The 24,846-nt window shown below is 64.2% G+C and carries 37 protein-coding genes; 1 reads left to right on the top strand and 36 read right to left on the bottom strand.

All coding sequences use genetic code 11. The features are described from left to right. Positions 1-5: 5 nt before the first annotated feature. Both V5F77_RS17210 and V5F77_RS17205 read right to left on the bottom strand, forming a co-directional pair. Entirely contained in the window at positions 6-368 is a 363-nt protein-coding gene (locus tag V5F77_RS17210; protein ID WP_429006566.1) for a TfoX/Sxy family protein, read from the bottom strand. Between the two features lie 22 nt (positions 369-390). Then, complete coding sequence (locus V5F77_RS17205; RefSeq protein ID WP_429006565.1) at positions 391-1,185, bottom strand: mechanosensitive ion channel family protein; 795 nt, start codon at positions 1,183-1,185, stop codon at positions 391-393. 140 nt (positions 1,186-1,325) lie between these two features. Here V5F77_RS17205 and V5F77_RS17200 point away from each other — a divergent pair, with 140 nt between their 5' ends. Beyond that, the gene (locus V5F77_RS17200) at positions 1,326-3,305 is read left to right on the top strand and encodes a tetratricopeptide repeat protein (RefSeq protein ID WP_429006564.1); all 1,980 of its coding nucleotides are present in this window, start codon (positions 1,326-1,328) and stop codon (positions 3,303-3,305) included. A gap of 8 nt (positions 3,306-3,313) precedes the next feature. On the opposite strand, the gene V5F77_RS17195 is transcribed toward V5F77_RS17200, so the two are convergent. From V5F77_RS17195 to rpsJ, 34 genes are all read right to left on the bottom strand, one after another. Then, positions 3,314-4,084, bottom strand: a complete 771-nt coding sequence (locus V5F77_RS17195; protein WP_429006563.1) for an ATP12 family chaperone protein — start codon at positions 4,082-4,084, stop codon at positions 3,314-3,316. Between the two features lie 18 nt (positions 4,085-4,102). After that, positions 4,103-4,810, bottom strand: coding sequence for an HAD-IA family hydrolase (locus V5F77_RS17190; protein WP_429006562.1), 708 nt, complete (start codon positions 4,808-4,810; stop codon positions 4,103-4,105). Further along, positions 4,807-5,487, bottom strand: a complete 681-nt coding sequence (locus V5F77_RS17185; RefSeq protein WP_429006561.1) for a hypothetical protein — start codon at positions 5,485-5,487, stop codon at positions 4,807-4,809. The genes V5F77_RS17190 and V5F77_RS17185 overlap by 4 nt, the downstream gene beginning before the upstream one ends. A gap of 134 nt (positions 5,488-5,621) precedes the next feature. Beyond that, the gene (locus V5F77_RS17180; protein WP_429006560.1) at positions 5,622-6,695 is read right to left on the bottom strand and encodes an RluA family pseudouridine synthase; all 1,074 of its coding nucleotides are present in this window, start codon (positions 6,693-6,695) and stop codon (positions 5,622-5,624) included. A gap of 61 nt (positions 6,696-6,756) precedes the next feature. Further along, entirely contained in the window at positions 6,757-7,143 is a 387-nt protein-coding gene (gene crcB, locus V5F77_RS17175; RefSeq protein ID WP_429006559.1) for a fluoride efflux transporter CrcB, read from the bottom strand. A 104-nt stretch (positions 7,144-7,247) separates the two neighbouring features. Continuing rightward, positions 7,248-8,558: a replication-associated recombination protein A gene (locus V5F77_RS17170; RefSeq protein WP_429006558.1), complete on the bottom strand. Its 1,311-nt coding sequence runs from the start codon at positions 8,556-8,558 to the stop codon at positions 7,248-7,250. Between the two features lie 21 nt (positions 8,559-8,579). Further along, on the bottom strand, positions 8,580-9,983 hold the full coding sequence (locus V5F77_RS17165) for a Do family serine endopeptidase (RefSeq protein ID WP_429006634.1): 1,404 nt from the start codon (positions 9,981-9,983) through the stop codon (positions 8,580-8,582). Positions 9,984-10,194: 211 nt separating this feature from the next. Further along, a complete protein-coding gene (rplQ, locus tag V5F77_RS17160) occupies positions 10,195-10,611 on the bottom strand; it encodes a 50S ribosomal protein L17 (RefSeq protein WP_429006557.1) in 417 nt (138 codons plus the stop codon). A gap of 76 nt (positions 10,612-10,687) precedes the next feature. Then, positions 10,688-11,713, bottom strand: a complete 1,026-nt coding sequence (locus V5F77_RS17155) for a DNA-directed RNA polymerase subunit alpha (RefSeq protein ID WP_429006556.1) — start codon at positions 11,711-11,713, stop codon at positions 10,688-10,690. 127 nt (positions 11,714-11,840) lie between these two features. Continuing rightward, positions 11,841-12,230 carry a 30S ribosomal protein S11 gene (rpsK, locus tag V5F77_RS17150; RefSeq protein ID WP_348845071.1) on the bottom strand — a complete coding sequence of 130 codons (390 nt, stop codon included), beginning with the start codon at positions 12,228-12,230 and terminating at the stop codon, positions 11,841-11,843. Positions 12,231-12,361: 131 nt separating this feature from the next. Further along, the gene (gene rpsM / locus V5F77_RS17145) at positions 12,362-12,730 is read right to left on the bottom strand and encodes a 30S ribosomal protein S13 (protein WP_429006555.1); all 369 of its coding nucleotides are present in this window, start codon (positions 12,728-12,730) and stop codon (positions 12,362-12,364) included. Positions 12,731-12,929: 199 nt separating this feature from the next. Next, entirely contained in the window at positions 12,930-13,514 is a 585-nt protein-coding gene (locus V5F77_RS17140; protein WP_429006554.1) for an adenylate kinase, read from the bottom strand. Beyond that, positions 13,511-14,845: a preprotein translocase subunit SecY gene (secY, locus tag V5F77_RS17135; protein ID WP_429006553.1), complete on the bottom strand. Its 1,335-nt coding sequence runs from the start codon at positions 14,843-14,845 to the stop codon at positions 13,511-13,513. Before secY ends, V5F77_RS17140 begins: the two co-directional genes overlap by 4 nt. A 292-nt stretch (positions 14,846-15,137) precedes the next feature. Further along, on the bottom strand, positions 15,138-15,614 hold the full coding sequence (gene rplO / locus V5F77_RS17130; protein ID WP_429006552.1) for a 50S ribosomal protein L15: 477 nt from the start codon (positions 15,612-15,614) through the stop codon (positions 15,138-15,140). An 11-nt stretch (positions 15,615-15,625) separates the two neighbouring features. Beyond that, complete coding sequence (rpmD, locus tag V5F77_RS17125; RefSeq protein ID WP_394012589.1) at positions 15,626-15,820, bottom strand: 50S ribosomal protein L30; 195 nt, start codon at positions 15,818-15,820, stop codon at positions 15,626-15,628. Positions 15,821-15,847: 27 nt separating this feature from the next. Continuing rightward, a complete protein-coding gene (gene rpsE / locus V5F77_RS17120; RefSeq protein ID WP_348845067.1) occupies positions 15,848-16,405 on the bottom strand; it encodes a 30S ribosomal protein S5 in 558 nt (185 codons plus the stop codon). A gap of 18 nt (positions 16,406-16,423) precedes the next feature. Continuing rightward, positions 16,424-16,786, bottom strand: a complete 363-nt coding sequence (gene rplR / locus V5F77_RS17115) for a 50S ribosomal protein L18 (protein ID WP_348845066.1) — start codon at positions 16,784-16,786, stop codon at positions 16,424-16,426. Between the two features lie 11 nt (positions 16,787-16,797). Next, positions 16,798-17,331 carry a 50S ribosomal protein L6 gene (gene rplF / locus V5F77_RS17110; protein ID WP_429006551.1) on the bottom strand — a complete coding sequence of 178 codons (534 nt, stop codon included), beginning with the start codon at positions 17,329-17,331 and terminating at the stop codon, positions 16,798-16,800. A 19-nt stretch (positions 17,332-17,350) separates the two neighbouring features. Then, positions 17,351-17,749 (bottom strand): 30S ribosomal protein S8, encoded by a 399-nt coding sequence (gene rpsH, locus V5F77_RS17105; protein WP_429006550.1) that lies wholly within the window; start codon positions 17,747-17,749, stop codon positions 17,351-17,353. Between the two features lie 10 nt (positions 17,750-17,759). Further along, the gene (rpsN, locus tag V5F77_RS17100; protein WP_429006549.1) at positions 17,760-18,065 is read right to left on the bottom strand and encodes a 30S ribosomal protein S14; all 306 of its coding nucleotides are present in this window, start codon (positions 18,063-18,065) and stop codon (positions 17,760-17,762) included. A gap of 135 nt (positions 18,066-18,200) precedes the next feature. Further along, positions 18,201-18,758 carry a 50S ribosomal protein L5 gene (gene rplE / locus V5F77_RS17095; protein WP_429006548.1) on the bottom strand — a complete coding sequence of 186 codons (558 nt, stop codon included), beginning with the start codon at positions 18,756-18,758 and terminating at the stop codon, positions 18,201-18,203. Further along, entirely contained in the window at positions 18,751-19,068 is a 318-nt protein-coding gene (rplX, locus tag V5F77_RS17090; RefSeq protein WP_429006547.1) for a 50S ribosomal protein L24, read from the bottom strand. Before rplX ends, rplE begins: the two co-directional genes overlap by 8 nt. Further along, positions 19,068-19,436 carry a 50S ribosomal protein L14 gene (gene rplN / locus V5F77_RS17085; RefSeq protein WP_029006297.1) on the bottom strand — a complete coding sequence of 123 codons (369 nt, stop codon included), beginning with the start codon at positions 19,434-19,436 and terminating at the stop codon, positions 19,068-19,070. Before rplN ends, rplX begins: the two co-directional genes overlap by 1 nt. Positions 19,437-19,594: 158 nt before the next feature. Further along, entirely contained in the window at positions 19,595-19,843 is a 249-nt protein-coding gene (gene rpsQ, locus V5F77_RS17080; RefSeq protein ID WP_348845060.1) for a 30S ribosomal protein S17, read from the bottom strand. A gap of 7 nt (positions 19,844-19,850) precedes the next feature. Further along, positions 19,851-20,060: a 50S ribosomal protein L29 gene (gene rpmC / locus V5F77_RS17075; protein WP_348845059.1), complete on the bottom strand. Its 210-nt coding sequence runs from the start codon at positions 20,058-20,060 to the stop codon at positions 19,851-19,853. 10 nt (positions 20,061-20,070) lie between these two features. Beyond that, entirely contained in the window at positions 20,071-20,484 is a 414-nt protein-coding gene (gene rplP, locus V5F77_RS17070; RefSeq protein WP_429006546.1) for a 50S ribosomal protein L16, read from the bottom strand. A 29-nt stretch (positions 20,485-20,513) separates the two neighbouring features. Then, a complete protein-coding gene (rpsC, locus tag V5F77_RS17065; RefSeq protein WP_429006545.1) occupies positions 20,514-21,257 on the bottom strand; it encodes a 30S ribosomal protein S3 in 744 nt (247 codons plus the stop codon). Further along, complete coding sequence (rplV, locus tag V5F77_RS17060; RefSeq protein ID WP_348845056.1) at positions 21,257-21,637, bottom strand: 50S ribosomal protein L22; 381 nt, start codon at positions 21,635-21,637, stop codon at positions 21,257-21,259. Before rplV ends, rpsC begins: the two co-directional genes overlap by 1 nt. Positions 21,638-21,643: 6 nt before the next feature. Next, a complete protein-coding gene (rpsS, locus tag V5F77_RS17055; protein ID WP_209105111.1) occupies positions 21,644-21,922 on the bottom strand; it encodes a 30S ribosomal protein S19 in 279 nt (92 codons plus the stop codon). Between the two features lie 11 nt (positions 21,923-21,933). Continuing rightward, positions 21,934-22,767 carry a 50S ribosomal protein L2 gene (gene rplB / locus V5F77_RS17050; RefSeq protein WP_429006544.1) on the bottom strand — a complete coding sequence of 278 codons (834 nt, stop codon included), beginning with the start codon at positions 22,765-22,767 and terminating at the stop codon, positions 21,934-21,936. A gap of 22 nt (positions 22,768-22,789) precedes the next feature. Then, a complete protein-coding gene (locus tag V5F77_RS17045; RefSeq protein ID WP_348845054.1) occupies positions 22,790-23,098 on the bottom strand; it encodes a 50S ribosomal protein L23 in 309 nt (102 codons plus the stop codon). Beyond that, positions 23,095-23,715 (bottom strand): 50S ribosomal protein L4, encoded by a 621-nt coding sequence (rplD, locus tag V5F77_RS17040; RefSeq protein ID WP_429006543.1) that lies wholly within the window; start codon positions 23,713-23,715, stop codon positions 23,095-23,097. The genes V5F77_RS17045 and rplD overlap by 4 nt, the downstream gene beginning before the upstream one ends. Continuing rightward, complete coding sequence (gene rplC / locus V5F77_RS17035; RefSeq protein ID WP_429006542.1) at positions 23,715-24,449, bottom strand: 50S ribosomal protein L3; 735 nt, start codon at positions 24,447-24,449, stop codon at positions 23,715-23,717. The genes rplD and rplC overlap by 1 nt, the downstream gene beginning before the upstream one ends. A gap of 22 nt (positions 24,450-24,471) precedes the next feature. Beyond that, on the bottom strand, positions 24,472-24,780 hold the full coding sequence (gene rpsJ, locus V5F77_RS17030; RefSeq protein ID WP_348845050.1) for a 30S ribosomal protein S10: 309 nt from the start codon (positions 24,778-24,780) through the stop codon (positions 24,472-24,474). Between the last annotated feature and the right edge of the window lie 66 nt (positions 24,781-24,846).

The following is a 24,846-nucleotide window of genomic DNA, read 5'->3' as shown; positions in this document are numbered from 1 at the left end:
CTGCGCTAGGCTTTTGCGGCAAGCGCACGGCGGCGATTGGCCGGCGGACGCGCCCTGCGGGCCGCACGGGCGATCTCAAGGGCCCTGCTTGCGAGGTCTGCGAGATCCTCGCCATCGTCAAGCGCCGCTTCGGGCACTTTCCAATAGGACATGATCGTGCGCTTTCCTTTCGCCTCGTAGCTGAAGGGCACGGAGCCGCGCGCTTCAAGATCCCGAGCAAAGGCCGGATCCGCCTTGAGGTAGAGCTCGCCCCCGGCTTCCAGGGCGAACATGGCATCGTCCGCATAGATGCCGGCGCCACCGAACATGCGGCGCACCTGCACCGGTCCGAAGGGGGCGAACACGTCGCGGATATCGTCGCCGGTCATTTCGCGCCCTCCCACAGGCCGGCTAGGGCGAAACCAGCGCCGGCTTTTCCGCCGGCGCATAGAGCAGGGGCCGCAGCAGCTCCAGCAGATCCTGCTTCACCCCTGCGGCATGGGCGGGCGTCGTTGTCGCCGCAATGGTCAGCTCGATGCGGTCGTAGCCGAGCTTGCCTAAGGTTGCGCTCGGCTCCGGGCTCTGGATCACCCGGGGATCACCCTTCAGGAACGCCAGAGCCTTTGCTCGCACATCGTCCACATCAACGCTGGTCGCGACCTCCAGCGCCACGCTGACCGCGCTGTTGCCTGCGGGATAGGTGGATTTGTTGATAATCGCCGCGCCCCAGACCTGCCCGTTGGGGATCAGGATCTGCACATTGCCCGCGCCGGCAAGTTCGCTGGTGAACAAGGTCAGCGCGCGTACCGTGCCTGCCTTGCCCGCGACCTCCACGTCGTCGCCGACGCGGAACGGACGGAACATCAGCAGCATCACGCCTGCGGCCATGTTGGACAAGGTGCCCTGCAGGGCCAAGCCGACAGCCAAGGAGGCGGCGCCCAGCACGGCGATGATGCTGGTGGTCTGAATTCCGAAGCGCTGCAACACCGCCACCAGCACGAACACCAGGACCGCATATTTGGCCAGGCTGGCAAGGAAGCTCGCGACCGTCACGTCGATACGCCCCGTGGCGGAGAGGCCGCGCATCAGGAGGCGCTCGACGCTCCGGGCGATCCACCAGCCGACGGCCAGGAGGATCAGCGCATAGAGCACGTTGAGCCCATAGACCACAGCCACGTCGCCCAGGTGTTCGGTATCGATATCCATCGCCTTAGGCCTCGCTCTCATGTCCGGGGATTGAAAAGGCAAACGCGGCAGGGCGCAATAAGTTCGCGTGTCCGCATCCGGGGTTCCGGCGCGCGGCCCGAATGAATATGGTGCCGCTCCCTTATCGACAGCGTTGGATCATGCCCGCATCTCCCTCCCTCCTTGAACAGGCCATCGCCCTCCACGAGACCGGCCGGCTCGACGAGGCGACACCGCTTTATGACGCGTATCTGCGCGCCGCGCCCCAAGATGGCGAGGCGCTGTTCCGCCTCGGGCGGTTGCAGTGCCAGCAGGGTCGGCTTCAGGAGGGCGCGCGCCTGCTTGCCGCCGCGACCGCCGCCGCGCCGCAGGACGGACGGGCGTTCGATCTGATGGGGCTTGCTCTGGAGCGGCTCGGGCGCCTGCCGGAGGCGCTTGCCGCCTATGACCGCGCGATCGCCCTTGCGCCAGGAAATCCCGACGCCTGGGACAGCCGCGCCGGCCTGCTGGCAACCCTCGGGCGCCGCACCGAGGCCTTGCGGGCCTATGACGAATCCCTGCGACTCGCGCCGCGCCGTCCGGAGGGCTGGCTCAATCGCGGTGCCGTGCTTCAGGAAATGGAGCGGCACGAGGACGCGATCAAATCCTTCGATACTGCGCTCGCCATGGTCCCTGACCTGATCGCGGCCCATCTCAACCGCGGCGTCTCGCTGAGCGCGCTCTTGCGCTACGCTCCAGCCCTTGGCGCCTTCGAGACCGTGCTTGCGGCCGAGCCGGACAATGTCGGAGCCCTCTCCAACGCCGCCCTCGTGCTGCGCCATCTGGATCGACCTCAAGAGGCGCTTGATCTGCTGGACCGCGCGCTCGGTCTGGATCCGAATGCCGCGCAGGCGCATGCCAATCGTGCCAGCGTCCTGCTCGACCTGCGACGCTTCGCCGAGGGGGTCGAGAGCGCCGCGCGCGCTGCGGAATTGGCCCCCGACCGGGCGGATATCCTCTATACCCGCGCGCTGCTGTTCTCCACCGTCGGACGTCACATCGAAGCCCTCGCGGATCTCGACCGCGCGCTCGCCCGGGACCCCGGCTTCATCCGCGCGCACATCCTGCGCGCCCAACTGCACATGGACCTCGGCCAGCTGGACGTGGGCCGTCGCGATCTCGAAGCCCTGGCGCAGGCCGCGACGCCACATCCGGAAGTGGCCTTCCTGCTTGCCACCGCGCGCCTGCGCAGTGGCGACTGGATGCGCGGCTTGCCTCTGTTTGAACGGCGCAACGAATTGCGCCACAAGGGCTATGCCGAGTTTCCCTATCCCCGCTGGACCGGCGACAAGCCGGACCCGAAGAGCCTCCTCGTGCTCCAGGCCGAGCAGGGGCGCGGCGACATCATCCAGTTCGCCCGCTTCGCGCCGCTGCTGGCCCGCCTCGGCCATCGCGTGGCGCTTGCCGCACCGACTGAAATGCTACCGCTCCTCTCGACGATCGAGGGGATTGCCGGCGTGATGAGCATCGAGCAGGCAACGGCCCTGCGCGAACCCGCCCGCTGGGCGCCCCTCATGAGCGTGCCGCACCTCCTGCACCTCACGCCTCAGACCCTGCCCCCTTTTGCGCCCTATCTCAGGGCACAGCCCGCGCGCATCGAAGCCTGGAACCAAAAACTCGGCGAGGCCGGGTTCAAGATCGCGGTCGCCTTTGCCGGCAATCCCAAGGGCGAGGCGGGCATGAGCCGCGCTTTTCCGCTCGCAGCTCTCGCGCCCATCGCGGCGCTGGACGGCGTGCGCCTCATCTCGCTGCAGAAGGGATCAGGGGAAGAGGAGCACGCGGACCTCCTGCCGTTTGCGGTGGAGCGGCCGGAGGGCTTGGACCCGCAGGGAGAGGCTTTCCTCGACAGTGCCGCCATCCTCGCCGCCTGCGATCTGGTGATTTCCTGCGACACCGCCATGGTTCATCTGGCCGGTGCGCTGGGTCGCCCTGCCCTGCTGCCGCTGATCGCGGGGTGTGACTGGCGCTGGCTCGCTTCGCGCGAGGATACGCCCTGGTATCCGACTGTCCGACTGTTTCGCCAGGACACGCCGGGCGAGTGGGATTCGGTATTCGCCCGCATGGCGAAAGACGTGGGCCGGCGGATCGCCGCGCGCGACTAACTCGGGCCTCAGTCCAGCAGCGCGAGCAAGCGGGCGGCGGCGTCCATCTCCACCTTTCGGGCGGCATGGCGGGCGGCCGCGAGTTCATCCTCGCCCCATTGGGCGCGGTTCCAATCCTCATCCACATGGGCGGCGGCCCATGCCGCCTCGGCATCGATGGCGCCGTGCGCCACCGCAAGCGCCAGCAAGGCGGAGCCGGTGAGGCCGGTCATGGAGGTGACGGCGGCAAGGCGGAACGGCTCGTTCGGGACCAGAGCGGCGATGCGCGCCAGCGTCTCCTCGGGTTGCTGCACATGGCGCACCCCGGTGCTGAGGAAGAAACGGGCGCCGTGTTGATCGCGAAACCAATTCAGGACCGGGTCCCACGCCTGCGCCTGCAATGCTTCCAGCCGCGCGGGGCCATCGGCGCGATAGCACAGCAGATCGGTGCCGGCATAGCTCACCACCTCGGCCGCCGAGGCTGAGGGATCGCGCATCACGCCATCCAGCACGACGTTGACCAGACGGGTCAGCGGCATGGCGTGGGGATTGATTTGCTCGACCTGGGCCTCCCATTCCGCCGCGACCGCCTCCGCGAGGGCGCGGGTCGGCAGGCGCAGGATGCCGCGTGCCGGCGTGCGTACGGGACGGCCATCCAGAAGGATGGTGAAGCCCTCCTCGTCGGTGCCGACGCTGGCAGCCTTATAGAAGCGTTTCGGCAAAGCGGTCCGCTGGGCGGCGCGCACGGATTCGGCCGGGTCGATGCCGCTGGGCTCGATGCCTTCCAATAGATCGCGCATGTGAAGGTCTCGTCTGATTCAGGCTGCCGGGCTCGGGGCCGGGAGGCGACCGAAAAGGGTTTCGATGGCCGGGGGAAGATCCTCGAACCGCTCGACCATCAGATCGGCGCCGGCCTCGGTCAGGGCGGCGCGATCATGATAGCCCCAACAGACGCCGATGGCGAAAGCGCCAGCTGCCTTGGCCATCTGCATGTCATAGGTGGTGTCGCCCACGACCACGGTGCAGGCCGGGACGGCCCCAGCCTCGGCCATCGCCTGGAGCACCATGCCGGGGTGAGGCTTCGAGGGCGCATCGTCGGCAGTCTGGATGGTTGAGAACCAGCCCTCCATCGCGTGCCCGGTCAGAACGCGGCGCACGCCACGCCGCGCCTTGCCCGTCACCATGCCCAATTGCAGGTCGGCCCGCGCGAGCAGCGCTTCAAGCGTCTCACGCGCGCCGGGATAGAGCGGTTCGGGCGGGGCGGCCTCGCGCTGCGCCCGATAGGTCATGCGATAGGCCGCTTCGAGCGCACCCACGGGAAAATCCGCCACACCATTCGACAGCACGGCGAAGGTTTCGGGCAGCGAAAGTCCCACCACGGACAGTATCTCCTCCCGGGTGGGCGGCACCACGCCGCACGTCTCATAGGCAGCACACATCGCCTCCACGATGGCGTGCTGGCTGTCCACCAGCGTGCCGTCGCAATCGAATAGGACCAAGGCGGACACGGGGATGTCGGTGGTCATTTCTGGGTCAGCTTGTCGGTTTCGACGTCATAGGTCCAGGATATGGCATTTGGATCGGAGAATTGAATGGTCTTGAATCCCCGCTGCTTGCATTGCCGCGGGAAAGGGCCGGAGGCGATGAGTTCCACCGCGGTCTTGGCGGGAAAATTGAACTTGATGGCGATAATCGTCGCCTCCGGCCCAGTGGTCGTGACCTGGAGGTCGAGCCCGTTCTGAACAAAATTGTCCTGGGTGGTCTTGGCGAAGGCGCGCCGTGTCGGTTCGTCGACCGCCGGAACGGCCACCCCGGGGCGCAGCGTCGGCAGTTCCGCCGGCGCGTCCGAGGGTGGCGGTGCTGCCGGCGGGGTGAGCGAAGGCGCGACCAACCCGGAGGATACGGGCGGCATGAGATCAGACGATGTCGGCTGTGGTGCGCCGGTTGGTGCTGGGGGCGCAGGCATGGCAGGCGCGGCGGACGGTGCGACGGCCGCCTGCTGCGCCGGCTCCTCGTGCGTCGGGCTGAGCAGAATCCACACGCCAGCACCCGCCAGGATCGCCACCAGAATCCCGCAGACCCCGACAATCAAGGGCAGCATCGACTGACGATGCGGCAGGACAGTGCCGCATTCGGCGCATTCGATCGCGTGGGGATGCGTCGGCGCTCCGCAGCCCGGACACGCGTCTGGCTGTCGGCTCATGCATCACCTCCATAGGTGGTTGGATGATTCGCCCCCGAGCATCCCTGTAGCGCGGTTCGTCAGCAGGGGAAACCTGCCCGGCCTGGACGGCGGGGCGGAGGGCGTCGCGGGGCGGGCGAAGCGCCTGACCCACTTCAGGATTCCGGCGCTTCCAGAATCGGGTCGTATTGCGTCGCGTCGAGCCCCAGCACCGCCCAGGACTGAGCCATGTGCGGCGGCAGCGGAGCCGACACATCGATCACGCCGGTGCCACGCGGATGGGGAATGACGATGCGGCGCGCCAGCAGGTGCAGCTTGTTCTGCATGCCGCCGGGAAACTCCCAATTCTCGATGTTGAAATATTTAGGATCGCCGACGATGGGATGGCCGATATGGGCCATGTGGGCGCGCAACTGGTGGGTACGACCCGTCACCGGCTTCAGCGACAGCCAGGACATCTTCTGCGCCGCCTGGTCCACGACGGCATAATAGGTGAGCGCGTGGCTCGCATCATCCTCGCCGTGGCGGGCGACGCGCATGCGCTCCTCGCTCTCCTCGCGGGTAAGATAGGTGGAGATGCGGCCCTGCCGGGGCTTGGGCACGCCGGGAACCAGCGCCCAATAGATCTTGCGCGCCTCGCGCGAGCGGAAACTCTTGGTGAGGATCGACGCAGCCAGACGGGTCTTGGCGATCAGCAGGCAGCCGGCGGTGTCCTTGTCGATGCGGTGGACGAGGCGCGGCTTCTGTCCATCGCGGTCGCGCATGGAATCAAGCATGCCGTCGATATGGCGATAGGTGCCCGACCCGCCTTGGACCGCGAGGCCCATGGGCTTGTTGAGCACCATCACATCCTTGTCCTCATAGAGGATCATCGCCTTGAGGGCGGTCAGATCTTCGTTCTCGCGTCGGGCTGCAGCAGCCACAACCCCACGCGGCGCGGCCGGGCGTTCACCCGCCTCGCCACCTGTTGCGGTGGCCCGCGCCGCCTCATCAGCCGCATCCACCGGCTCGACCCCATCTGCATCCACACCCAGAGGCGGGATGCGCACGCTCTGGCCCGGATCGAGTCGGGTCGATGTCTTCGCGCGTCCGCCATCGACGCGCACCTGGCCGGTGCGCACCAGCTTTTGAAGGTGGCCGAACGAAAGATCCGGAAAATGCGCCTTGAACCAGCGATCAAGGCGCATTCCCGCCTCGTCCGCACTTACCTGCTTTACCTCGACCGCCATGGGTCACATCCTCGCAACGGTCGGAACTGGCGCGCAGATTTACGCGTCCCGTGCCGCTATGTCACGCAATGGCACGCATGAGAGCCATGCCGGCCATCACGGCCAGGAGGCACAGCACCAACGAGCCGCAAGCATAGGTCGCCGCATACCCCCACGCGCCGCGCTCCAGAAGCAGCGCGAACTCCAGCGAGAAGGTGGAAAAGGTGGTGAAGCCGCCAAGGACCCCGGTGGTCAGCAGCAGCCGTACCGGCTGGGACCAGGAAACCCCCATGCGCATGGAAAACCAGATCGTCAGCACGCCCATGAGGAAGCAGCCGAGAACGTTGACCAACAGGGTCACGTAGGGAAAGCCAACCATTCCCAGAATGCGCATGCCGGCGATGTTGAACAGATGCCGCATCAGGCCGCCGAAGCCCGCACCGACGAAGACCAGAACTGCGGGAACCATAGATACACCTGCTCGAAGAGGGACGAGCTTTGGTTATCTTCTTCCCACCTTCCGCCTTCAAGGTGCGACGGCTCTGTTTTTTGCGCCACAGCACGATGCTCGGCTCACGGCTCTCCGCGCTCGGCTCGAAGACGCGCCCAATAATCCATGCGCTTCTTGATCTCGCGCTCGAAGCCCCGTTCTACCGGCTTGAAAAAGCTCTGCCGGCCCAGCGCCTCGGGAAAATAATTCTGACCGGAAAAAGCGTCAGGCTCATCATGATCGTAGCGATAGCCTGCGCCGTAGCCTTCGCCCTTCATGAGCTTGGTCGGCGCATTCAGGATATGCTTGGGCGGCATCAGCGAGCCCCCGGACTTCGCGACCCGCATCGCGGCCGACCAGGCCTTGTAGACCGAGTTCGACTTGGGCGCGGTGGCGAGATAGACGGCCGCTTCCGCCAGCGCCAGTTCCCCCTCGGGCGACCCCAGGAAATCAAAGGCATCCTTCGCAGCACTGGTCACCACCAGGGCCTGCGGATCGGCAAGGCCGATGTCCTCCACGGCCATGCGCACCAGACGGCGCGCCAGGAACAGCGGGCTTTCTCCGGCATCCAGCATCCGCGCCAGATAATAGAGCGTTGCGTCGGGGTCCGAACCGCGCACCGATTTATGCAGCGCGGAGATGAGATTGTAGTGCCCGTCCTCGCTCTTGTCGTAGATCGGCGCACGTCGCTGCACCACATCCTGCAACGCGGCAGTGTCGAACACTTCCCCCGGCCGGGCCGCGCGCCACACCTCTTCGGCGAGCGTGAGCGCCGCGCGTCCGTCCCCATCGGCCATGCGGGCCAGAGCCTCCCGCGCTTCCGGATCGAGCGGTAGGAGACGCGCCTCCACCTCCTCCGCGCGCGAGAGTAGACGGGAGATGGCAACTTCGTCGAGCGCGCGGAACACCAGCACCCGCGCCCGAGAGAGCAGCGCCGCATTCAACTCGAAGGACGGATTCTCGGTGGTCGCCCCCACCAGTGTCACCGTGCCGTCCTCCATCACGGGCAGAAAACTGTCCTGCTGCGCACGGTTGAAGCGGTGGATCTCGTCCACGAAAAGCAAGGTGCCCCGCCCCGTCGCGCGGCGATGGCGGGCTTGCTCGAAGACTTTTTTCAGGTCTGCGACGCCGGAGAAGATCGCTGAGATCTGCTCGAAATGGAGGTCGGTGGCATTGGCCAAAAGACGCGCCACCGTGGTCTTGCCGGTGCCCGGTGGTCCCCACAGGATGAGCGAGCCGAGGGAGCGGCCCTCCAACATGCGGGTCAGAACGCCGTCTGGCCCGACGAGATGATCCTGGCCCACGACATCGGCGATCTTCTCCGGGCGCAGCCGGTCCGCAAGCGGGCGCGGGGCCCCTTGCTCCAGTCCTGCCGCTTCGAACAAGGTCGCCATGATTGCCTCTTATCCGCGGCGTCAGCCGCCGATCACCGCATTGATAACCCGTCCGCCGCGCGCAACGCTCACTTGCCAGGCCCGTGCGGGGGTCCGCGTCGCCTGCTCCAAATCGGCTGTGCGCGCGATCCTGGCTCCATTCACCGCAAGGATTACATCGCCCGCGCGGAAACCGGCCGCTGCGGCCGGAGAATTCTCGGCCACATCGGCGACCACCACGCCCGTATCGTCCACATCCACGCGCATCTCTTCGGCGACGGCGGGCGAGATGTTCACCACCCGTGCGCCGGCGAACGGCGAGCGCCCCCGCAGCACGACTTCCTGGCGCGGCACACTTTCGGGCGCCGGCTCCAGCGCCACCTTCACCTGGGTTTCCCGGCCCTGTCGGCTGATGGTGAAATTCACCATGCCGCCCATGGGCCGCGTCGCGAAGCGATAGCCCAGCGATTCTGGGTCATCCACCCCCTGCCCCTCCACCGCGACGATCAGGTCACCGGTCTTGATGCCCGCCTTTTCGGCCGGGCTGCCGGTGAGCACACTTTGCACCAGCACTCCGGTGGGCCGGGAAATGCCCAGACCCTCCGCAATATCGGGCGTTACCCGCTGAAGCTTGGCCCCGAGCCAAGGCCGGCGCACGGTGGTGCTGCCGGCCTTGGCGGACGCCACCACCACCCGCACCATATTCGTCGGAATGGCAAAGCCAATGCCGAGGGAGCCGCCGGAACGGGAATAGATCGCTGAATTGATGCCGATCAGCCGGCCTGCCATGTCCACCAACGCGCCGCCGGAATTGCCGGGATTGATGGCAGCGTCGGTCTGGATGAAAAACTGGTAGTCCGAGACACCGATCTGCGTGCGCGCCAGCGCCGAGACGATGCCCTGCGTCACCGTCTGCCCGACGCCGAACGGATCGCCGATCGCCAGCACCAGATCGCCGACCGCAAGATCGTCGGAATTTCCGAGTTCCAAGCTGGGAAAGCTCTTCTGGTCGCTCTTGATGCGCAGCACCGCAAGATCGGTGCGCGGATCGCTCAACAGCAGCGCTGCGTCGTATTCGCGCTTGTCGTTGAGGGCGATCCGGATCTGGTCGGCGCCTTGAATGACGTGGTGATTGGTCACGACGAGGCCGCTCGGATCGACGATCACGCCGGACCCCAGCGAACGCTGCATGCGCTCTGGTCCGCCAAGGCCAGGGGCCGCGCCGCCCTGGCCACCGCCGAAGAAGCGACGGAAGAAGGGATCATCGAAGAAGGGATTGGAGCGTGGCGCACTCTTGAGTGCATAGACGTTCACAACGGCGGGAGCCGTGCGGGCAACCACCGGAGCGAAGCTGAGCGTGATCTCGGACCGGGATGCCGGAACAGCCCGCCCCGCCGCAGCTGCGTCCGGGGCTTGCGCGTGCGCGCCAAGCGACCCGGCAAGCATTATCGCGCCGAACAACACGGCGCCTGGGACCGCCCCGCGCATTGCCCCCTCGAAGCGGAAAAACCGGGATATGCCAGAAGCCATGAGCCACCTTGGGTCCGCACCTGCGACGCACACGGTCGCCCGCACCATATAGAACTTGCCTGAAACGAAAGAAGGGCGACCTTGCGGCCGCCCTTCCAAACGCACAAAGAAACACGAAGTTTCGCCTTCAGGCGGCCTCGGCAGCCGCTGCGGTCCGGGCATGGTCGGACGCACCCTTGGCGTCAACGTCACGATCGACGAACTCGATCACCGCGACGGGGGTCGAATCGCCATAGCGAAAACCGGCCTTGACGATGCGGGTGTAACCACCCGGACGCGCCTGATAGCGGGGCGCGATCACGTCGAACAGCTTTTTCACCACTGCGACGTCGCGCAGCTCGGCGATGGCCTGGCGGCGCGCGTGCAGATCGCCGCGGCGCGCGAGGGTGACGAGCTTTTCCACCACCGGGCGAAGATCCTTCGCCTTGGGCAGCGTGGTGACGATCTGCTCATGGGTGATGAGCGCCGCGCTGAGATTCATGAACATCGCCTTGCGATGTTCCCAGGTGCGGTTGAACTTGCGATGTACCTTGCCGTGACGCATGACGGCGAACTCCTAAAATCCGACGGCGTTTCGAGCCGGCTTATGGTTGAGCGGCTCGAGCCGCGTATGGAATTGTTCAGTAGTGATCTTCGAAGCGCTTTGCCAGCTCTTCGATGTTCTCAGGCGGCCAGCCCGGCACTTCCATGCCGAGATGAAGACCCATGGAAGCCAGGACTTCCTTGATCTCGTTCAGGGACTTGCGCCCGAAGTTCGGCGTGCGGAGCATCTCCGTCTCGCTCTTCTGGATCAGGTCGCCGATATAGACGATGTTGTCGTTCTTCAGGCAGTTCGCCGAACGCACCGAAAGCTCCAGCTCGTCCACCTTCTTCAGCAGCGCCGGGTTGAAGGGCAGCTCCTGGATGGCGGTGGATTCGCTCTCGCGCTTGGGCTCTTCGAAATTCACGAAGATCTCAAGCTGGTCCTGCAGGATTCGCGCGGCATAAGCCAGTGCGTCTTCCGCAGAGATCGAACCGTCAGTCTCGATCTGCATGATCAGCTTGTCATAATCAAGAATCTGGCCCTCGCGGGTGTTCTCGACCTTGTAAGAGACCTTGCGCACGGGCGAATACAGGCTGTCGATGGGGATGAGCCCGATGGGCGCATCTTCCGGCCGATTGCGATCGGCCGCGACATAGCCCTTGCCCGTGTCGATGGTGAATTCCATCCGAAGCTCGGCGCCATCGTCCAAGGTGCAGATCACGAGGTTCGGGTTGAGAACCTGGATGTCACCCACGGTCTGGATGTCGCCGGCCGTCAGCACGCCGGGACCGGTCTTCTTCGCAACCAGACGCTTGGGGCCTTCGCCCTGCATCTTGATGGCGATGTCCTTGATGTTGAGGATGATGTCGGTCACATCCTCGCGCACGCCAGGGATCGACGAAAACTCGTGCAGCACGCCGTCGATATGCACCGACGTCACAGCCGCGCCCTGGAGCGAGGACAGCAGGATGCGCCGCAGCGAATTGCCGAGGGTCATGCCGAACCCGCGCTCCAGCGGCTCGGCCACGACCGTGGCCAAGCGCTTGGGATCGCGGCCAGCCGTGACCTGCAATTTCTCGGGCTTGATTAGTTCTTGCCAGTTCTTCTGAATCACTTGCGTCACCTTGCCTTCTCACCGGGCCGCTGCACTCAGGTGCGATCTCTGACCGCGAGGCGCCGACCCGTCCCCTATGTGGGGGGAGGAACCGGGCAGAAGGCTCGCCGACCGGGCCGGCGAGCCAATGGAACGCTCAGACGCGCCGGCGCTTGCGCGGACGGCAACCGTTATGCGGGATCGGGGTCACGTCCCGGATCGAGGTCACCATGAAGCCAGCGGCCTGAAGGGCGCGCAGGGCAGACTCACGTCCCGAGCCGGGACCGGAGACTTCCACTTCCAGGGTGCGCATGCCGTGCTCCGCAGCCTTGCGGGCCGCATCTTCGGCGGCCACCTGCGCCGCGTACGGCGTGGACTTGCGCGAGCCCTTGAAGCCCATGGCACCGGCGGACGACCAGGAAATGGTGTTCCCCTGCGCGTCGGTGATGGTGATCATGGTGTTGTTGAACGAGGCATTCACGTGCGCCACGCCGGAGGCGATATTCTTGCGCTCACGACGTTTGACGCGGGTAGCTTCCTTGGCCATCTGAACTTTGATCCTTCAGGCGCGCCCGTAACTCCAGGCGCTCGGGATGGGTGTCCCCACGGGGGACGGGTCGAACGAAACACATAAAGGGAAGGCCGGCAGAGCGGCCTCCCCCTGCGACTAAGCGCAGATCACTTCTTCTTGCCGGCGATCGCCTTGGCCGGACCCTTGCGGGTACGGGCATTGGTGTGGGTGCGCTGGCCACGCACCGGCAGACCGCGACGATGGCGCAGGCCGCGGTAGCAGCCGAGATCCATCAGGCGCTTGATATTCATGGACACTTCGCGGCGCAGGTCACCTTCCACGATGTAATCGCGGTCGATGGTCTCGCGGATCTGCAGCACTTCCTGGTCGGTCAGCTGGTTCACACGGCGCTCGGCCGGGATGCCAACCTTCTCCACGATTTCCTCGGCCTTCTTGGAGCCGATACCGTGGATGTACTGAAGCGCGATGATGACGCGCTTGTTGGTCGGGATATTTACGCCTGCGATACGAGCCACGTGTCTCTCCATGTGAACCGCCCGCATCTGCGGACGGTGGGTCTCCGCGTCCGGTGGAGGCCGGCCCTTGCGAAGATAAAACAAAAACCGCACCTCCCACGCCACCTTGAGTGGCGCGGGCAGCACGGATGCCGAATGAAGGGAGCGCAATTACACGCTTTTCAGGGAAACGTCAAGCGACGCGCCACTGAAGTCCCCGTCAGACCGTTTCGAGCACCTCCGAAATGGCCTTCGTCACCTCGTCGATAGGCCGCATGCCATCGATCTGTTGGAGCTGGCCGCGACCGGAATAATAAGGTGCCACCACCGCGGTATCGCGATTGTAGGCATCAAGCCGATGCCGGAATACATCCGGGTCGTCATCCTTGCGGACCGGCTCCCCGCGCGCCTTCGTCTCTTCCGCCCGGCGCATGATTCGCTGAACCAGAAGCGCCTGGTCGACCACCAGCTCGATCACCGCATCGAGCTTGAGGCCCTTCTCGGCGAGCATCCCGTCCAGCGCCTCGGCCTGAGCCACAGTCCGGGGGAAACCGTCGAGAATGAAGCCTTTTTGTGCGTCTGCGTGTTCCAGACGCTCGGCGATGATGCCGATGACAACATCGTCGGATACCAGCCCGCCGGCTTCCATCACCGCCTTAGCCTTCAGCCCAACCGGCGTCCCGGCCGCAACCGCTGCGCGGAGCATGTCACCGGTGGAAAGCTGGACGATCCCGTGACGGGCCACCAGTCGCTGGGCTTGCGTCCCCTTCCCGGCCCCGGGAGGCCCCAGCAGAATCAACCTCATTTTCGTTTCCCCCCACGCAGCTTGGCCTTCTTGACCAGTCCTTCGTACTGGTGGGCCAAGAGGTGTCCCTGTATCTGAGATACCGTGTCCATCGTGACGCTGACCACGATCAACAACGACGTCCCTCCGAAATAGAACGGAACGGCCGCGTAGGAAATGAGCAGTTCGGGGAAGAGACACACTGCCGCAATGTATGCGGCACCGACGACCGTGATTCGCGTCAGCACATAGTCGATGTATTCGGCGGTCCGCTCGCCCGGGCGGATCCCGGGAATGAAGCCGCCGTGCTTCTTGAGATTGTCCGCCGTCTCAACCGGATTGAACACGATCGCGGTGTAGAAGAAACAGAAGAACACGATCAGCGCGACATACATCACCATGTAAAGCGGACGACCGTGGCCGAGCTGGGTGGTGACGACGCCGAGCCAGTCCGGTCCCGAACCCGCCATGAAACTGGCGATGGTCGTGGGAATCAGCAGCAGGGAAGAGGCAAAGATCGGCGGAATAACGCCCGACGTGTTGAGCTTGAGCGGCAGATGGGAGGATTGCCCCTCATACAGGCGATTGCCGACCTGGCGCTTGGGATATTGGATCAGCAGCCGCCGCTGGGCACGCTCCATGAACACGATGAAGGCGATCAAGCCGACAACCATCACCAGCACAAGAAGGATGATGGGGGTCGAAATGGCGCCCTGGCGCCCAAGTTCAAGGGTCCGCACAAATGCGCCCGGAAGCTCGGCGACGATACCGGCGAAGATGATCAGAGACGTACCGTTGCCGATGCCGCGCGAGGTAATCTGCTCGCCTAGCCACATCAGGAACATCGTGCCGCCGGTCAGCGTAATAACCGTGGAAATGCGGAAGAACAAGCCTGGATCCTGCACCACGGCGCCGGAGCTTTCGAGGCCCACGGAAATGCCATAGGCTTGGAACAGAGCAAGGACCACCGTGAGATAACGGGTATACTGATTGATCTGCTTGCGACCGCTCTCGCCTTCCTTCTTCAGCGCTTCCAGCGTCGGAGAGACCGTGGTGAGAAGCTGAATGATGATCGAGGCGGAGATGTACGGCATGATGTTCAACGCGAAGATCGCCATACGTTCAACGGCGCCGCCGGAGAACATGTTGAACAAGCCGATGATGCCCTGCTGCGCCCCTTGGAAGACCTGGGACAGTGCATCGGGATTGATCCCCGGCAGGGGAATATACGTTCCCAGGCGATAGACCAGAAGAGCGCCAAGGGTGAACCAGATGCGCTTCTTGAGCTCTTCGGCTTTGCCGAGAGCGCCGAAATTCAGGTTCGCTGCGAGTTGTTCCGCCGCCGAGACCATGCCTTGCTCCGCTTGGGCCATCCGCGTGGGAACGGCCTATCCATGAGAAGCGGCAGCGCGCGGCGTCAGGGCGAGAGCCGGCACGCACCGCATCTTTCATCGGTCATACCCGCACTCGCCGCGGCAGACCATTGGCGAGATGACGCGCCGGGCCTACGCGAGGAGGCGGACCAACCGCCCCAAAACTCCGGCCCCATGCCCGCTGGGACCATAAATGCTTGCAAACAAGCCCATTCGCAGTCAGCAAATGGGAAAACGGCGGATGCTATAAAGCGATCCGCCGCCTTTTAGATCACGCAGCTTCGACCGCGACAGACGACATGGCGACAGAACCACCAGCCTTCTCGATCGCTTCAACCGCCGACTTGGTGGCATAAGCCACTTCAAGCGCAACCTTGGCCTTCAGCTCACCAGAACCAAGCACGCGCACGCCGTCCTTGGCGCGGCGGATGACACCGGCCGCCACAAGCGCAGCGGAATCGATGGTGGCATTCGCATCGAGCTTGCCCGCATCGATGGCGGTCTGGATCCGGCCCAATGCAACTTCATTGAAGTCGAGGGCGAAGATGTTGTTGAAGCCACGCTTCGGCAGGCGCCGATGCAACGGCATCTGGCCGCCCTCGAAGCCCTTGATCGCAACGCCGGTACGGGCCTTCTGACCCTTGACGCCGCGACCCGCGGTCTTGCCCTTGCCGGAACCGATGCCCCGGCCGACGCGCATGCGCTTCTTGCGCGCGCCGACATTATCTCTGATCTCGTCGAGCTTCATCTCGCTTCTCCTCAGTCGACGACGCGGACGAGATGGGCGACCTTCGCGATCATCCCCCGCACCGCCGGCGTGTCCTGAAGGGTCGAACGGCGATGACGCTTGTTCAGCCCGAGGCCCACGAGGGTTGCTTCCTGGTCAGCCGGACGGCGGATCGGCGAACCGACCTGCTCGACGGTGACGGTTTTTCCTTCAGACGCCTTAGCCATGGCGCGCTCCTATTCTGCGAGCCCGGCTCAGTCCGTCGCTTCCGCGTCTTCGACGCGGCGGCGGGACTGGAGCTGCGACACCTTGATACCCCGGCGCGAAGCGACGGAGCGCGGGCTGTCCTGATTGACCAGGGCATCGAACGTGGCGCGCACCATGTTGTAGGGGTTGGAAGACCCGAACGACTTGGCGACGACATCGTGGATGCCGAGCGTCTCGAACACGGCGCGCATGGGGCCGCCGGCGATGATACCGGTACCGGCCGGAGCGGCGCGCAGGATGACCTTGCCCGCTCCGTGATGACCATGCACGTCGTGATGCAGGGTGCGGCCTTCGCGCAGCGGCACCCGGATCAGCGCGCGCTTGGCGCTTTCCGTAGCCTTGCGGATGGCTTCGGGCACTTCACGCGCCTTGCCATGACCGAACCCGACGCGACCCTTCTGGTCGCCGACGATGACCAGGGCGGCGAAACCGAAGCGCCGTCCGCCCTTCACAACCTTCGCGACACGATTGATGTGGACCAGCTTGTCCACAAACGTGTTGTCACGATCCTCGCGATCTCCGCGGTGTTCCCGTTCACGGGCCATTTCGCTACGTCCTTCGCGTCAGAACTGAAGGCCGCCTTCGCGGGCGCCCTCAGCGAGCGCCTTGACGCGCCCATGATAGATGTATGCGCCACGGTCGAACACGACCGCGGTCACGCCCTTCGCCGCCGCACGCTCAGCAACCAGCTTTCCGATGGCCTTGGCGGCCTCGGTGTCTGCGCCGGTCTTCAGGGTGCCACGCAGGTCCTTCTCGAGGCTGGAGGCGGCCGCTACGGTCTCGCCCTTCGCATCGTCGATGATCTGCGCATAGATGTGCTGCGAGGTGCGGTGCACCGACAGGCGGGGACGCCCGTTGGCCGCAACGCGAATCGCACGGCGCACCTTGGCCTTGCGGCGCGCCAGCGCCTCCAAATCCTTAGCCATGGTTCGCTCCGTTACTTCTTCTTGCCTTCCTTGCGGAAGATGAATTCGCCTGCGTATCTGACGCCCTTGCCCTTATAGGGCTCGGGGCCGCGGAACTCGCGGATCTCAGCAGCGACCTGACCGACCTTCTGCTTATCCACGCCCGAAATCAGCACTTCCGTGGCTTTCGGGGTCACGATCTGGATCCCTTCCGGGATCGCGTAGATCACGTCGTGGCTATAGCCGAGCGACAGGTTCAGGTTCTTGCCGGCAGCCGCGGCCTTGTAGCCGACGCCGGTGATTTCGAGCTTCTTCTCGAAACCCTTCGTCACGCCTTCGACGAGGTTGGCGACCAGCGTGCGGGACATGCCCCACATCGCCCGGTGCCGCTGCGTCTCGCCGCGCATGGAGACCTGCAGCTCGGCGCCGTTCAGCTCCGCCAGCACTTCTTCCACGAGAGTCAATTCCAGGGCACCTTTGGGGCCCTTTACCTTCACCGTCTGACCGTCCACGCTGACATTGACGCCGGCGGGAATGGCGACGGGATGCTTGCCGATCTTCGACATGTTTCTCTCCGTCGCTCGCTCAGAACACTGTGCAGAGCACTTCGCCGCCGACATTCTTGTCGCGTGCGTCGTGGTCCGCCATCACGCCCTGGGGCGTGGAAACGACTGCGATGCCGAGACCGTTCGCAACGCGCGGAAGGGTCTTAACAGACGCATAGACCCGGCGACCCGGCTTGGACACGCGCTTGATCTCGCGAATGACCGGCTGGCCGTCGAAATACTTGAGTTCAATCTCGAATTCGGTCCGGCCATTGCCGTGATCGGTCGAGGTGTAGCCGCGAATATAGCCCTCGTCGCGAAGGACATCGAGCAAGCTGGCGCGCAGGCGCGAACCGGGGCTCGAGGTCTTGTCCTTGCGCCGCATCTGGGCGTTGCGGATACGAGTGATCAGATCGCTGATGGGATCGTTGATGGACATGAGCCTCTCCTCACCAGCTCGACTTCACGAGACCCGGGACAAGTCCCTGGGACCCGAGTTCGCGGAGCGCGATACGGCTCATCTTGAGCTTGCGGTAATATGCACGCGGGCGGCCGGTCACTTCGCACCGGTTGCGCACGCGGATCTTCGCGGAATTCCGCGGCATCTGCGCGAGCTTGAGGGTGGCGGCAAACCGCTCCTCGATCGGCAGTGTCTTGTCGTTCACGATCGCCTTCAGACCCGCGCGCTTGCCGGCCAAGCTCTTGGAGAGCCTGCGGCGACGCTCGTTTGTCTCGATCGCGCTCTTCTTCGCCATGTCTTGCTCCTGTTCTCCGCGTCTGAAGAGGCCAAAACCCCTCCACAGCCGGAAAATCACAACCTTCTCTTCATATGAGAGGGACGCGCGCCGACCGGTTGCCCGATGCTGGCGCGAATCGCCCCTTCTATACCGTCACTGGCGGAAGGGGAAGTCGAAAGCGCGCAGCAGCGCCCGCGCCTCGTCGTCCGTCTTTGCCGTCGTGCACACGATGATGTCCATGCCCCAGATCTGCTCGACCTGGTCATAGTTGATCTCGGGGAACACGATATGTTCCTTGATGCCCATGGCATAATTGCCACGGCCATCGAAGCTCTTCGGGTTCAACCCGCGAAAGTCGCGAACGCGCGGCAGCGCAATCGTGACCAGACGGTCGAGAAACTCGAACATGCGCACCTTGCGAAGGGTCACCTTCGCGCCCACAGGCTGGTTCTCGCGAAGCTTGAAGTTCGAGATCGCCTTGCGGGCCCGCGTCACGACCGGCTTCTGGCCGGCGATGCGCGCGAGGTCCGCCGCAGCGGTCGTCACCTTCTTGGTATCGGCAGTGGCTTCGCCGACACCCATGTTGATGACGATCTTCTCGATCGTCGGAACCTGCAGCGGGTTCTTATAGCCGAACTGCTCGATCAGCTTCGGGCGCACCACTTCGTCGTAGTGCTTGCGCAGCCGGGGGGTATAATTCACCTCAGCCATCGATCTTCTCCCCGGAACGCTTGGCCACGCGGACCTTGGTTCCGTCTTCCAACACCTGGAAGCCGACGCGCGTCGGCTTGCCGTCCTTGGGGTCGGCGACCGCAAGGTTGGACAGGTGGACGGGAGCCTCCTTGGAGATGATCCCGCCTTCCTGGTTCGCCGACTGGCGCTGGTGACGCTTGACGATATTGACACCGCGGACGAGCGCACGCTCTTCCTTCGGCATCACCTGAATAACCTCGCCGGTGCGACCCTTATCGCGGCCGATGAGAACGACGACCTTGTCGCCCTTTTTGATCTTAGCCGCCATCACAGCACCTCTGGCGCCAGGGAGATGATCTTCATGTGGTTCTTCGCGCGGAGTTCGCGCGGAACCGGTCCGAAGATACGAGTCCCCACCGGCTCTTTCTGATTGTTGATCAGCACGGCCGCATTGCGGTCGAAGCGGATCACAGAACCATCGACGCGACGAATGTCCTTGGCCGTGCGCACCACGACGGCCTTCATGACATCGCCCTTCTTAACCCGGCCCCGCGGAATCGCTTCCTTGACCGACACCACGATGATGTCGCCAACGTGAGCATACTTCCGCTTGGACCCGCCCAGCACCTTGATGCACATGACGCGACGCGCACCGGAATTGTCCGCCACGTCGAGATTGGTCTGCATCTGGATCATGACGCACCTGTTCTCGTCATCCAGCGCCGCCGGCAAGCCGGCATTGCCCGTTCCACATACCGTGCCCGCTCATCGGTACACGGCTCTAACTGCGATGCGGTCTCCACCCGGTCCAGGCGTCCCGAACTCGACGGACCCAGCATCGGAGCGCTTCGTTATCAGACCTCGGCCCGCTTCTCGCCCTGGACCACGATCCAGTTCTTCAGCTTAGACAGAGGCCGATGCTCTTCGATCCAGACGATATCACCCACATGATACGAATTGTCCGCATCATGCGCGTGATACTTCTTGGACCGACGAACGGTCTTCTTCAGCAGCGGATGAGTGAAGCGACGCTCCACCCGGACCACTACCGTCTTGTCCTGCTTGTCGCTCACCACGACGCCTTGGAGCACGCGCTTCGGCATCGTTCCCTCACTTCGCCTTCGACGCGGCCGCGCCGCGCTTGGTGGTCTGCACGGTCTTCACCCGCGCGATGTCGCGACGGATTTCCTTGGACCGCGCCGTGTTTTCCAGCTGACCCGTCGCCTTCTGGAAGCGCAGGTTGAACTGTTCCTTCTTCAGCTTCAGCAGCTCATCGGCGAGCTGATCGGGGCTGAGGGCCCGAACGTCCTCGGCTTTCATGAGCCTCTCCTCACTCGGCGATGCGCTGAATGAAGCGCGTCTTGATGGGCAACTTCGCGGCGGCGAGCGTGAGAGCCTCACGAGCCGTCTCGACGCTGACACCGTCGATTTCGAACATGACGCGGCCAGGCTTAATCTTGGCCGCCCAATATTCCGGGGCGCCCTTGCCCTTACCCATACGAACTTCGGTGGGCTTGGAGGTCACGGGCACATCGGGGAAAACGCGGATCCACACGCGACCGGCACGCTTCATGTGACGGGTAAGTGCGCGACGCGCGGCTTCGATCTGGCGGGCCGTCACGCGCTCGGGCTCGAGCGCCTTCAGGCCGAATTCGCCGAAATTGAGTTCCGTGCCGCCCTTAGCGACGCCGTGAATGCGTCCCTTGAACTGCTTGCGGAATTTCGTGCGCTTGGGTTGCAGCATGGCTTATCGCCTTTCTCTCTGCTCGAGCGTCAGGCCGCGTCGCGATCGCGGTCGCGACCATGGTCGCGATCACGGTCACGCCGGGGCGGACGCCCGCTCGGGCCTTCACTCTCAGCCAGGCGCTTCTCCTGGGCCATGGGATCGTGCTCGAGAATTTCACCCTTGAAGATCCACACCTTCACGCCGCACGTCCCGTAGGTCGTGAACGCCGTGGCAGTGCCGTAATCCACGTCGGCGCGCAGGGTGTGCAAGGGCACACGACCTTCGCGATACCATTCAAGGCGCGCAATCTCCGCCCCGCCGAGACGGCCGGAGCAGTTGATGCGGATGCCCTCAGCACCAAGACGCATCGCCGACTGAACGGCGCGCTTCATCGCACGGCGGAATGCAACGCGACGCTCAAGTTGCTGGGCGATCGACTCGGCTACCAAACGCGCGTCGATTTCCGGCTTGCGGATCTCAACGATGTTGATGAAGACCTCCGACTTGGTCATCTCGGCAACCTTCTTGCGAAGCTTGTCGATGTCGGCGCCCTTCTTGCCGATCACCACGCCCGGACGGGCGGAATGGATCGTCACGCGGCACTTCTTGTGCGGGCGTTCGATGACCACCTTGGACACCGCAGCCTGCTTAAGAAGCTTGAACAGCATCTTGCGGATCTTGATGTCTTCGTGGAGCAGTTCGCCATATTCGCCCTTATTGGCGAACCAGCGGCTGTCCCACGTGCGGTTGATGCCGAGCCGAAGCCCGATCGGATTGACCTTCTGACCCATCAGGCCCGCTCCTCAACTTCACGCACGACGATGGTGATCTGCGCGAACGGCTTCTCGATACGCGAGGCGCGACCACGCGCACGCGGCGAGAACCGCTTCATCACCAGACCCTTGCCCACGTGCGCTTCGGCGACGATCAGATCGTCAACGTCCAGCTCGTGGTTGTTCTCAGCATTGGCGATCGCGCTCTCGAGGCACTTCTTCACATCGCGGGCGATCCGCTTGCGAGAGAACTCGAGATCGGCGAGCGCCGTCGCCACCTTCTTGCCGCGGATCAGGCCCGCGACGAGATTCAGCTTCTGGGGGGAGACGCGCAGGTTGCGCGCGACCGCCTTGGCTTCGTTGTCCGCGAGAGCGCGGGGCTTTGCCTGTTTACCCATGGCCGATCACCGCCGCTTCGACTTCTTGTCGGCCGCATGCCCGTAATAGGTACGGGTCGGCGAGAATTCGCCGAACTTGTGGCCGACCATGTCTTCCGACACATAAACGGGGACATGCTTCTGGCCGTTGTACACGCCGAAAGTAAGGCCCACGAACTGGGGGAGGATCGTGGAGCGCCGGCTCCAGATCTTAATCGTATCGTTGCGACCCGAAGCACGCGCGGTGTCTGCCTTCTTGAGCAGATAGCCGTCGACGAACGGGCCTTTCCAAATCGCTCTTGACATAAGTCAGGCCCTCACTTCTTCCGCTTGTGACGGCTGGTCACGATGAACCGGTCCGTCGCCTTGTTGTTGCGGGTCTTCTTGCCCTTGGTCGGGAGGCCCCATGGGGTGACCGGATGACGGCCGCCCGAGGTACGTCCTTCACCACCGCCGTGGGGGTGATCGACCGGGTTCATGGTCACGCCGCGGTTATGCGGCTTGCGGCCGAGCCAGCGGTTACGACCCGCCTTGCCCAGCGAGATGTTCATGTGGTCCGGGTTCGAAACCGCACCCACCGTGGCATAGCACTCGCCGTGCACCAGGCGCTGCTCGCCCGAATTCAGGCGAACGATCACATAGCCATGGTCGCGGCCAACGATCTGCGCATAAGCGCCGGCGGACCGGGCCATCTGACCGCCCTTGCCGATCTTCAGCTCGACATTGTGCACGATCGTTCCGACCGGCAGGTTCGCGAGCGGACCGGCATTACCCGGCTTCACGTCGACCTGCGCCCCGGCGATCACGCTGTCGCCAACGGCAAGGCGCTGCGGCGCCAGGATGTAGGCGAGATCGCCGTCCTCGTACTTGACCAGGGCGATGAACGCCGAACGGTTGGGATCATATTCGATCCGTTCCACCACAGCCGCCATGTCGCGCTTGGAGCGCTTGAAATCCACCAGACGATAGGTCTGCTTGTGGCCGCCGCCACGGAAGCGAACCGTGATGCGCCCGTTATTGTTGCGGCCGCCCGAGGAGCTCTTGCCCTCGGTCAGCGTCTTCACCGGCTTGCCCTTGTAGAGGCCGGAGCGGTCCACGATCACGAGCTGGCGGAGGCTCGGCGTGACCGGCTTGAAATGCTTCAGCGCCATGGTCTTATTCCCGTCCCTCTGCTCACAGGCCCGTGGTGACGTCGATGGTCTGGCCCTCTTCGAGGGTCACGACCGCCTTCTTCACGTCGGACTGGACGCCTTTACGGCCTTTGAAGATCTTCACCTTGCCCTTGCGGACCAAGGTGTTGACGCTCTTCACCTTCACGTCGAACAGCTTCTCCACCGCCTCCTTGATCTGGGGCTTGGTGGCGGTGCGGGCGACCTTGAAGACGACCTTGTTGAATTCGCTCGCCGCCGTCGCCTTCTCGGTGATGACGGGAGACAGGATCACGTCGTAATGACGCGGCTCGATGTTCCGCTGCGGGCTCATTTGAAGCGCGCCTCCAGCGCGTCCACGGCTGCCTTGGTCAGGACCAGGGTGTCACGCCGCAGGATGTCGTAAACGTTGATGCCCTGGATCGGCAGAACGTCCACGTAAGGGAGGTTGCGCGCCGCCATGGCGACGTTCGCCTCCACTTCCGAGCCGTCCACGATCAGCACCGAAGCCCAACCGAGCTTCGCGAACTGTTCCTTCAGGGCCTTGGTCTTGGGGTCGGTCAGCGACATATGGTCGAGAACGACGATCTGCGCGGCCTTCGCCTTGGACGAAAGCGCATGCTTCAGGGCCAGCGCACGCACCTTCTTCGGCAGGTCGATGGCGTGGGAGCGCACGACCGGACCGAAGGCACGACCACCGCCACGGAATTGCGGCGCAGACGCCGCACCATGACGGGCATTGCCGGTGCCCTTCTGCTTGTAGAGCTTCTTGGACGTCCGGTTGATTTCCGAACGGCCCTTCGTGCGATGCGTGCCAGCCTGGCGGCGAGACAGCTGCCAGGTCACGCACCGGTGCAGGATATCCGCACGGGGTTCGAGACCGAAGATCTCGTCCGAGAGCGTTACCGAACCTGCGTCGGCACCATCGAGCGTCTTGACGGCGATTTCCATCACGCGCCCTCCCCGTTCGTCGCTTCGGCCTGAACCTCGGCAACTGCACCATTACCGTCGCGCAGCTTGAACGCACCCGGCTTGGGGGCTTCGCTGGGCAGGCGCTTCTTTACCGCGTCGCGGACCATGATCCAGCCGCCGGCATGACCGGGAACTGCACCTTCGACCGCAATCAGTCCGCGCTCGACGTCGGTCATCACGACCTTGAGGTTCTGGGTGGTGACGGTGACGTCGCCCATGTGCCCAGGCATCTTCTTGTTCTTGAAGGTCTTGCCCGGATCCTGGCGACCACCGGTCGAACCGATGGAGCGGTGGGAGACCGACACGCCGTGAGAGGCGCGCAGACCACCGAAATTGTGCCGCTTCATACCGCCGGCAAAGCCCTTGCCGATCGTGGTGCCAGTGACATCCACGAACTGGCCCACAACGAAGTGGTCGGCCGTGATCTCGGCACCGACCGGGATGAGGCCTTCGGCATCCACGCGGAATTCCGCGAGCTTGCGCTTGGGCTCCACCTCGGCCACGGCGAAGTGGCCCCGCTCGGCGCGGGTGGTGTTCTTCGGCTTGCGACGGCCAGCACCAAGCTGAACCGCGACATATCCGTTGCTATCGAGCGTACGGTGGGCAACCACCTGGCAGCTCTCTACTTTCAGCACAGTGACCGGAACATGTTCACCAGCATCCGTGAAGATGCGTGTCATGCCGAGCTTCTGGGCGATGACGCCTGACCGCATGGTCGTGTCTCCTCGCCTCACTTCAGAGCTTGATTTCGACGTCAACGCCGGCGGCGAGGTCGAGCTTCATCAGCGCGTCCACCGTCTGGGGCGTCGGATCGACGATATCGAGCAACCGCTTGTGAGTACGCATCTCAAACTGCTCGCGCGACTTCTTATCGACGTGCGGAGACCGGTTGACGGTGAACTTCTCGATCCGCGTCGGCAGCGGAATCGGACCGCGCACCTGCGCGCCCGTGCGCTTGGCCGTGGCGACGATCTCGCGTGTTGACGCATCGAGGATGCGATGATCGAACGCCTTCAGGCGAATTCGAATGTTCTGGCCGTTCATGGCTCTAGGGCTCCACGAAAGAGGGACGCATGGGCGAACCACGCGCCCCCGTTCAAACTTCTAATT

Origin of the sequence: Roseixanthobacter psychrophilus, from assembly GCF_043195195.1 — a bacterium.
In the GTDB taxonomy this organism is placed as follows: Bacteria; Pseudomonadota; Alphaproteobacteria; order Rhizobiales; family Xanthobacteraceae; genus NCEH01.
This window is presented reverse-complemented; position numbering and strand designations above follow the sequence as displayed.

What these genes read in the sequence shown, in the direction of transcription:
- rpsC (WP_429006545.1), bottom strand. Translation starts at nt 21,257, where the DNA reads ATGGGTCAGAAGGTCAATCCGATCGGGCTTCGGCTCGGCATCAACCGC.
- rpsJ (WP_348845050.1), bottom strand. Translation starts at nt 24,780, where the DNA reads ATGAACGGCCAGAACATTCGAATTCGCCTGAAGGCGTTCGATCATCGC.
- V5F77_RS17140 (WP_429006554.1), bottom strand. Translation starts at nt 13,514, where the DNA reads ATGAGGTTGATTCTGCTGGGGCCTCCCGGGGCCGGGAAGGGGACGCAA.
- V5F77_RS17045 (WP_348845054.1), bottom strand. Translation starts at nt 23,098, where the DNA reads ATGAGCCCGCAGCGGAACATCGAGCCGCGTCATTACGACGTGATCCTG.
- rplR (WP_348845066.1), bottom strand. Translation starts at nt 16,786, where the DNA reads ATGGCTAAGGATTTGGAGGCGCTGGCGCGCCGCAAGGCCAAGGTGCGC.
- rpsQ (WP_348845060.1), bottom strand. Translation starts at nt 19,843, where the DNA reads ATGCCGAAGCGCGTGCTCCAAGGCGTCGTGGTGAGCGACAAGCAGGAC.
- rpsE (WP_348845067.1), bottom strand. Translation starts at nt 16,405, where the DNA reads ATGGCCCGTGAACGGGAACACCGCGGAGATCGCGAGGATCGTGACAAC.
- V5F77_RS17180 (WP_429006560.1), bottom strand. Translation starts at nt 6,695, where the DNA reads ATGGCGGTCGAGGTAAAGCAGGTAAGTGCGGACGAGGCGGGAATGCGC.
- rpsH (WP_429006550.1), bottom strand. Translation starts at nt 17,749, where the DNA reads ATGTCCATCAACGATCCCATCAGCGATCTGATCACTCGTATCCGCAAC.
- crcB (WP_429006559.1), bottom strand. Translation starts at nt 7,143, where the DNA reads ATGGTTCCCGCAGTTCTGGTCTTCGTCGGTGCGGGCTTCGGCGGCCTG.
- rpsN (WP_429006549.1), bottom strand. Translation starts at nt 18,065, where the DNA reads ATGGCGAAGAAGAGCGCGATCGAGACAAACGAGCGTCGCCGCAGGCTC.
- rpsS (WP_209105111.1), bottom strand. Translation starts at nt 21,922, where the DNA reads ATGTCAAGAGCGATTTGGAAAGGCCCGTTCGTCGACGGCTATCTGCTC.
- V5F77_RS17165 (WP_429006634.1), bottom strand. Translation starts at nt 9,983, where the DNA reads ATGCTTGCCGGGTCGCTTGGCGCGCACGCGCAAGCCCCGGACGCAGCT.
- V5F77_RS17210 (WP_429006566.1), bottom strand. Translation starts at nt 368, where the DNA reads ATGACCGGCGACGATATCCGCGACGTGTTCGCCCCCTTCGGACCGGTG.
- rplV (WP_348845056.1), bottom strand. Translation starts at nt 21,637, where the DNA reads ATGGGTAAACAGGCAAAGCCCCGCGCTCTCGCGGACAACGAAGCCAAG.
- rplC (WP_429006542.1), bottom strand. Translation starts at nt 24,449, where the DNA reads ATGCGGTCAGGCGTCATCGCCCAGAAGCTCGGCATGACACGCATCTTC.
- V5F77_RS17195 (WP_429006563.1), bottom strand. Translation starts at nt 4,084, where the DNA reads ATGCGCGATCTATTGGAAGGCATCGAGCCCAGCGGCATCGACCCGGCC.
- rplQ (WP_429006557.1), bottom strand. Translation starts at nt 10,611, where the DNA reads ATGCGTCACGGCAAGGTACATCGCAAGTTCAACCGCACCTGGGAACAT.
- rplE (WP_429006548.1), bottom strand. Translation starts at nt 18,758, where the DNA reads ATGGCTGAGGTGAATTATACCCCCCGGCTGCGCAAGCACTACGACGAA.
- V5F77_RS17205 (WP_429006565.1), bottom strand. Translation starts at nt 1,185, where the DNA reads ATGGATATCGATACCGAACACCTGGGCGACGTGGCTGTGGTCTATGGG.
- rplN (WP_029006297.1), bottom strand. Translation starts at nt 19,436, where the DNA reads ATGATCCAGATGCAGACCAATCTCGACGTGGCGGACAATTCCGGTGCG.
- rplD (WP_429006543.1), bottom strand. Translation starts at nt 23,715, where the DNA reads ATGGAAATCGCCGTCAAGACGCTCGATGGTGCCGACGCAGGTTCGGTA.
- rplO (WP_429006552.1), bottom strand. Translation starts at nt 15,614, where the DNA reads ATGAAGCTCGACGAGATCAGAGATAATGTCGGCGCGCGCAAGAAGCGC.
- rplB (WP_429006544.1), bottom strand. Translation starts at nt 22,767, where the DNA reads ATGGCGCTGAAGCATTTCAAGCCGGTCACGCCGAGCCTCCGCCAGCTC.
- rplF (WP_429006551.1), bottom strand. Translation starts at nt 17,331, where the DNA reads ATGTCGAAGATCGGCAAGCATCCCGTCGCCATTCCCGCCGGCGTCAAT.
- rplX (WP_429006547.1), bottom strand. Translation starts at nt 19,068, where the DNA reads ATGGCGGCTAAGATCAAAAAGGGCGACAAGGTCGTCGTTCTCATCGGC.
- rpsK (WP_348845071.1), bottom strand. Translation starts at nt 12,230, where the DNA reads ATGGCCAAGGAAGCTACCCGCGTCAAACGTCGTGAGCGCAAGAATATC.
- secY (WP_429006553.1), bottom strand. Translation starts at nt 14,845, where the DNA reads ATGGTCTCGGCGGCGGAACAACTCGCAGCGAACCTGAATTTCGGCGCT.
- V5F77_RS17200 (WP_429006564.1), top strand. Translation starts at nt 1,326, where the DNA reads ATGCCCGCATCTCCCTCCCTCCTTGAACAGGCCATCGCCCTCCACGAG.
- V5F77_RS17190 (WP_429006562.1), bottom strand. Translation starts at nt 4,810, where the DNA reads ATGACCACCGACATCCCCGTGTCCGCCTTGGTCCTATTCGATTGCGAC.
- V5F77_RS17170 (WP_429006558.1), bottom strand. Translation starts at nt 8,558, where the DNA reads ATGGCGACCTTGTTCGAAGCGGCAGGACTGGAGCAAGGGGCCCCGCGC.
- rpmD (WP_394012589.1), bottom strand. Translation starts at nt 15,820, where the DNA reads ATGGCTAAGGCGTCTGAAGGAAAAACCGTCACCGTCGAGCAGGTCGGT.
- rplP (WP_429006546.1), bottom strand. Translation starts at nt 20,484, where the DNA reads ATGCTGCAACCCAAGCGCACGAAATTCCGCAAGCAGTTCAAGGGACGC.
- V5F77_RS17185 (WP_429006561.1), bottom strand. Translation starts at nt 5,487, where the DNA reads ATGAGCCGACAGCCAGACGCGTGTCCGGGCTGCGGAGCGCCGACGCAT.
- rpmC (WP_348845059.1), bottom strand. Translation starts at nt 20,060, where the DNA reads ATGAAAGCCGAGGACGTTCGGGCCCTCAGCCCCGATCAGCTCGCCGAT.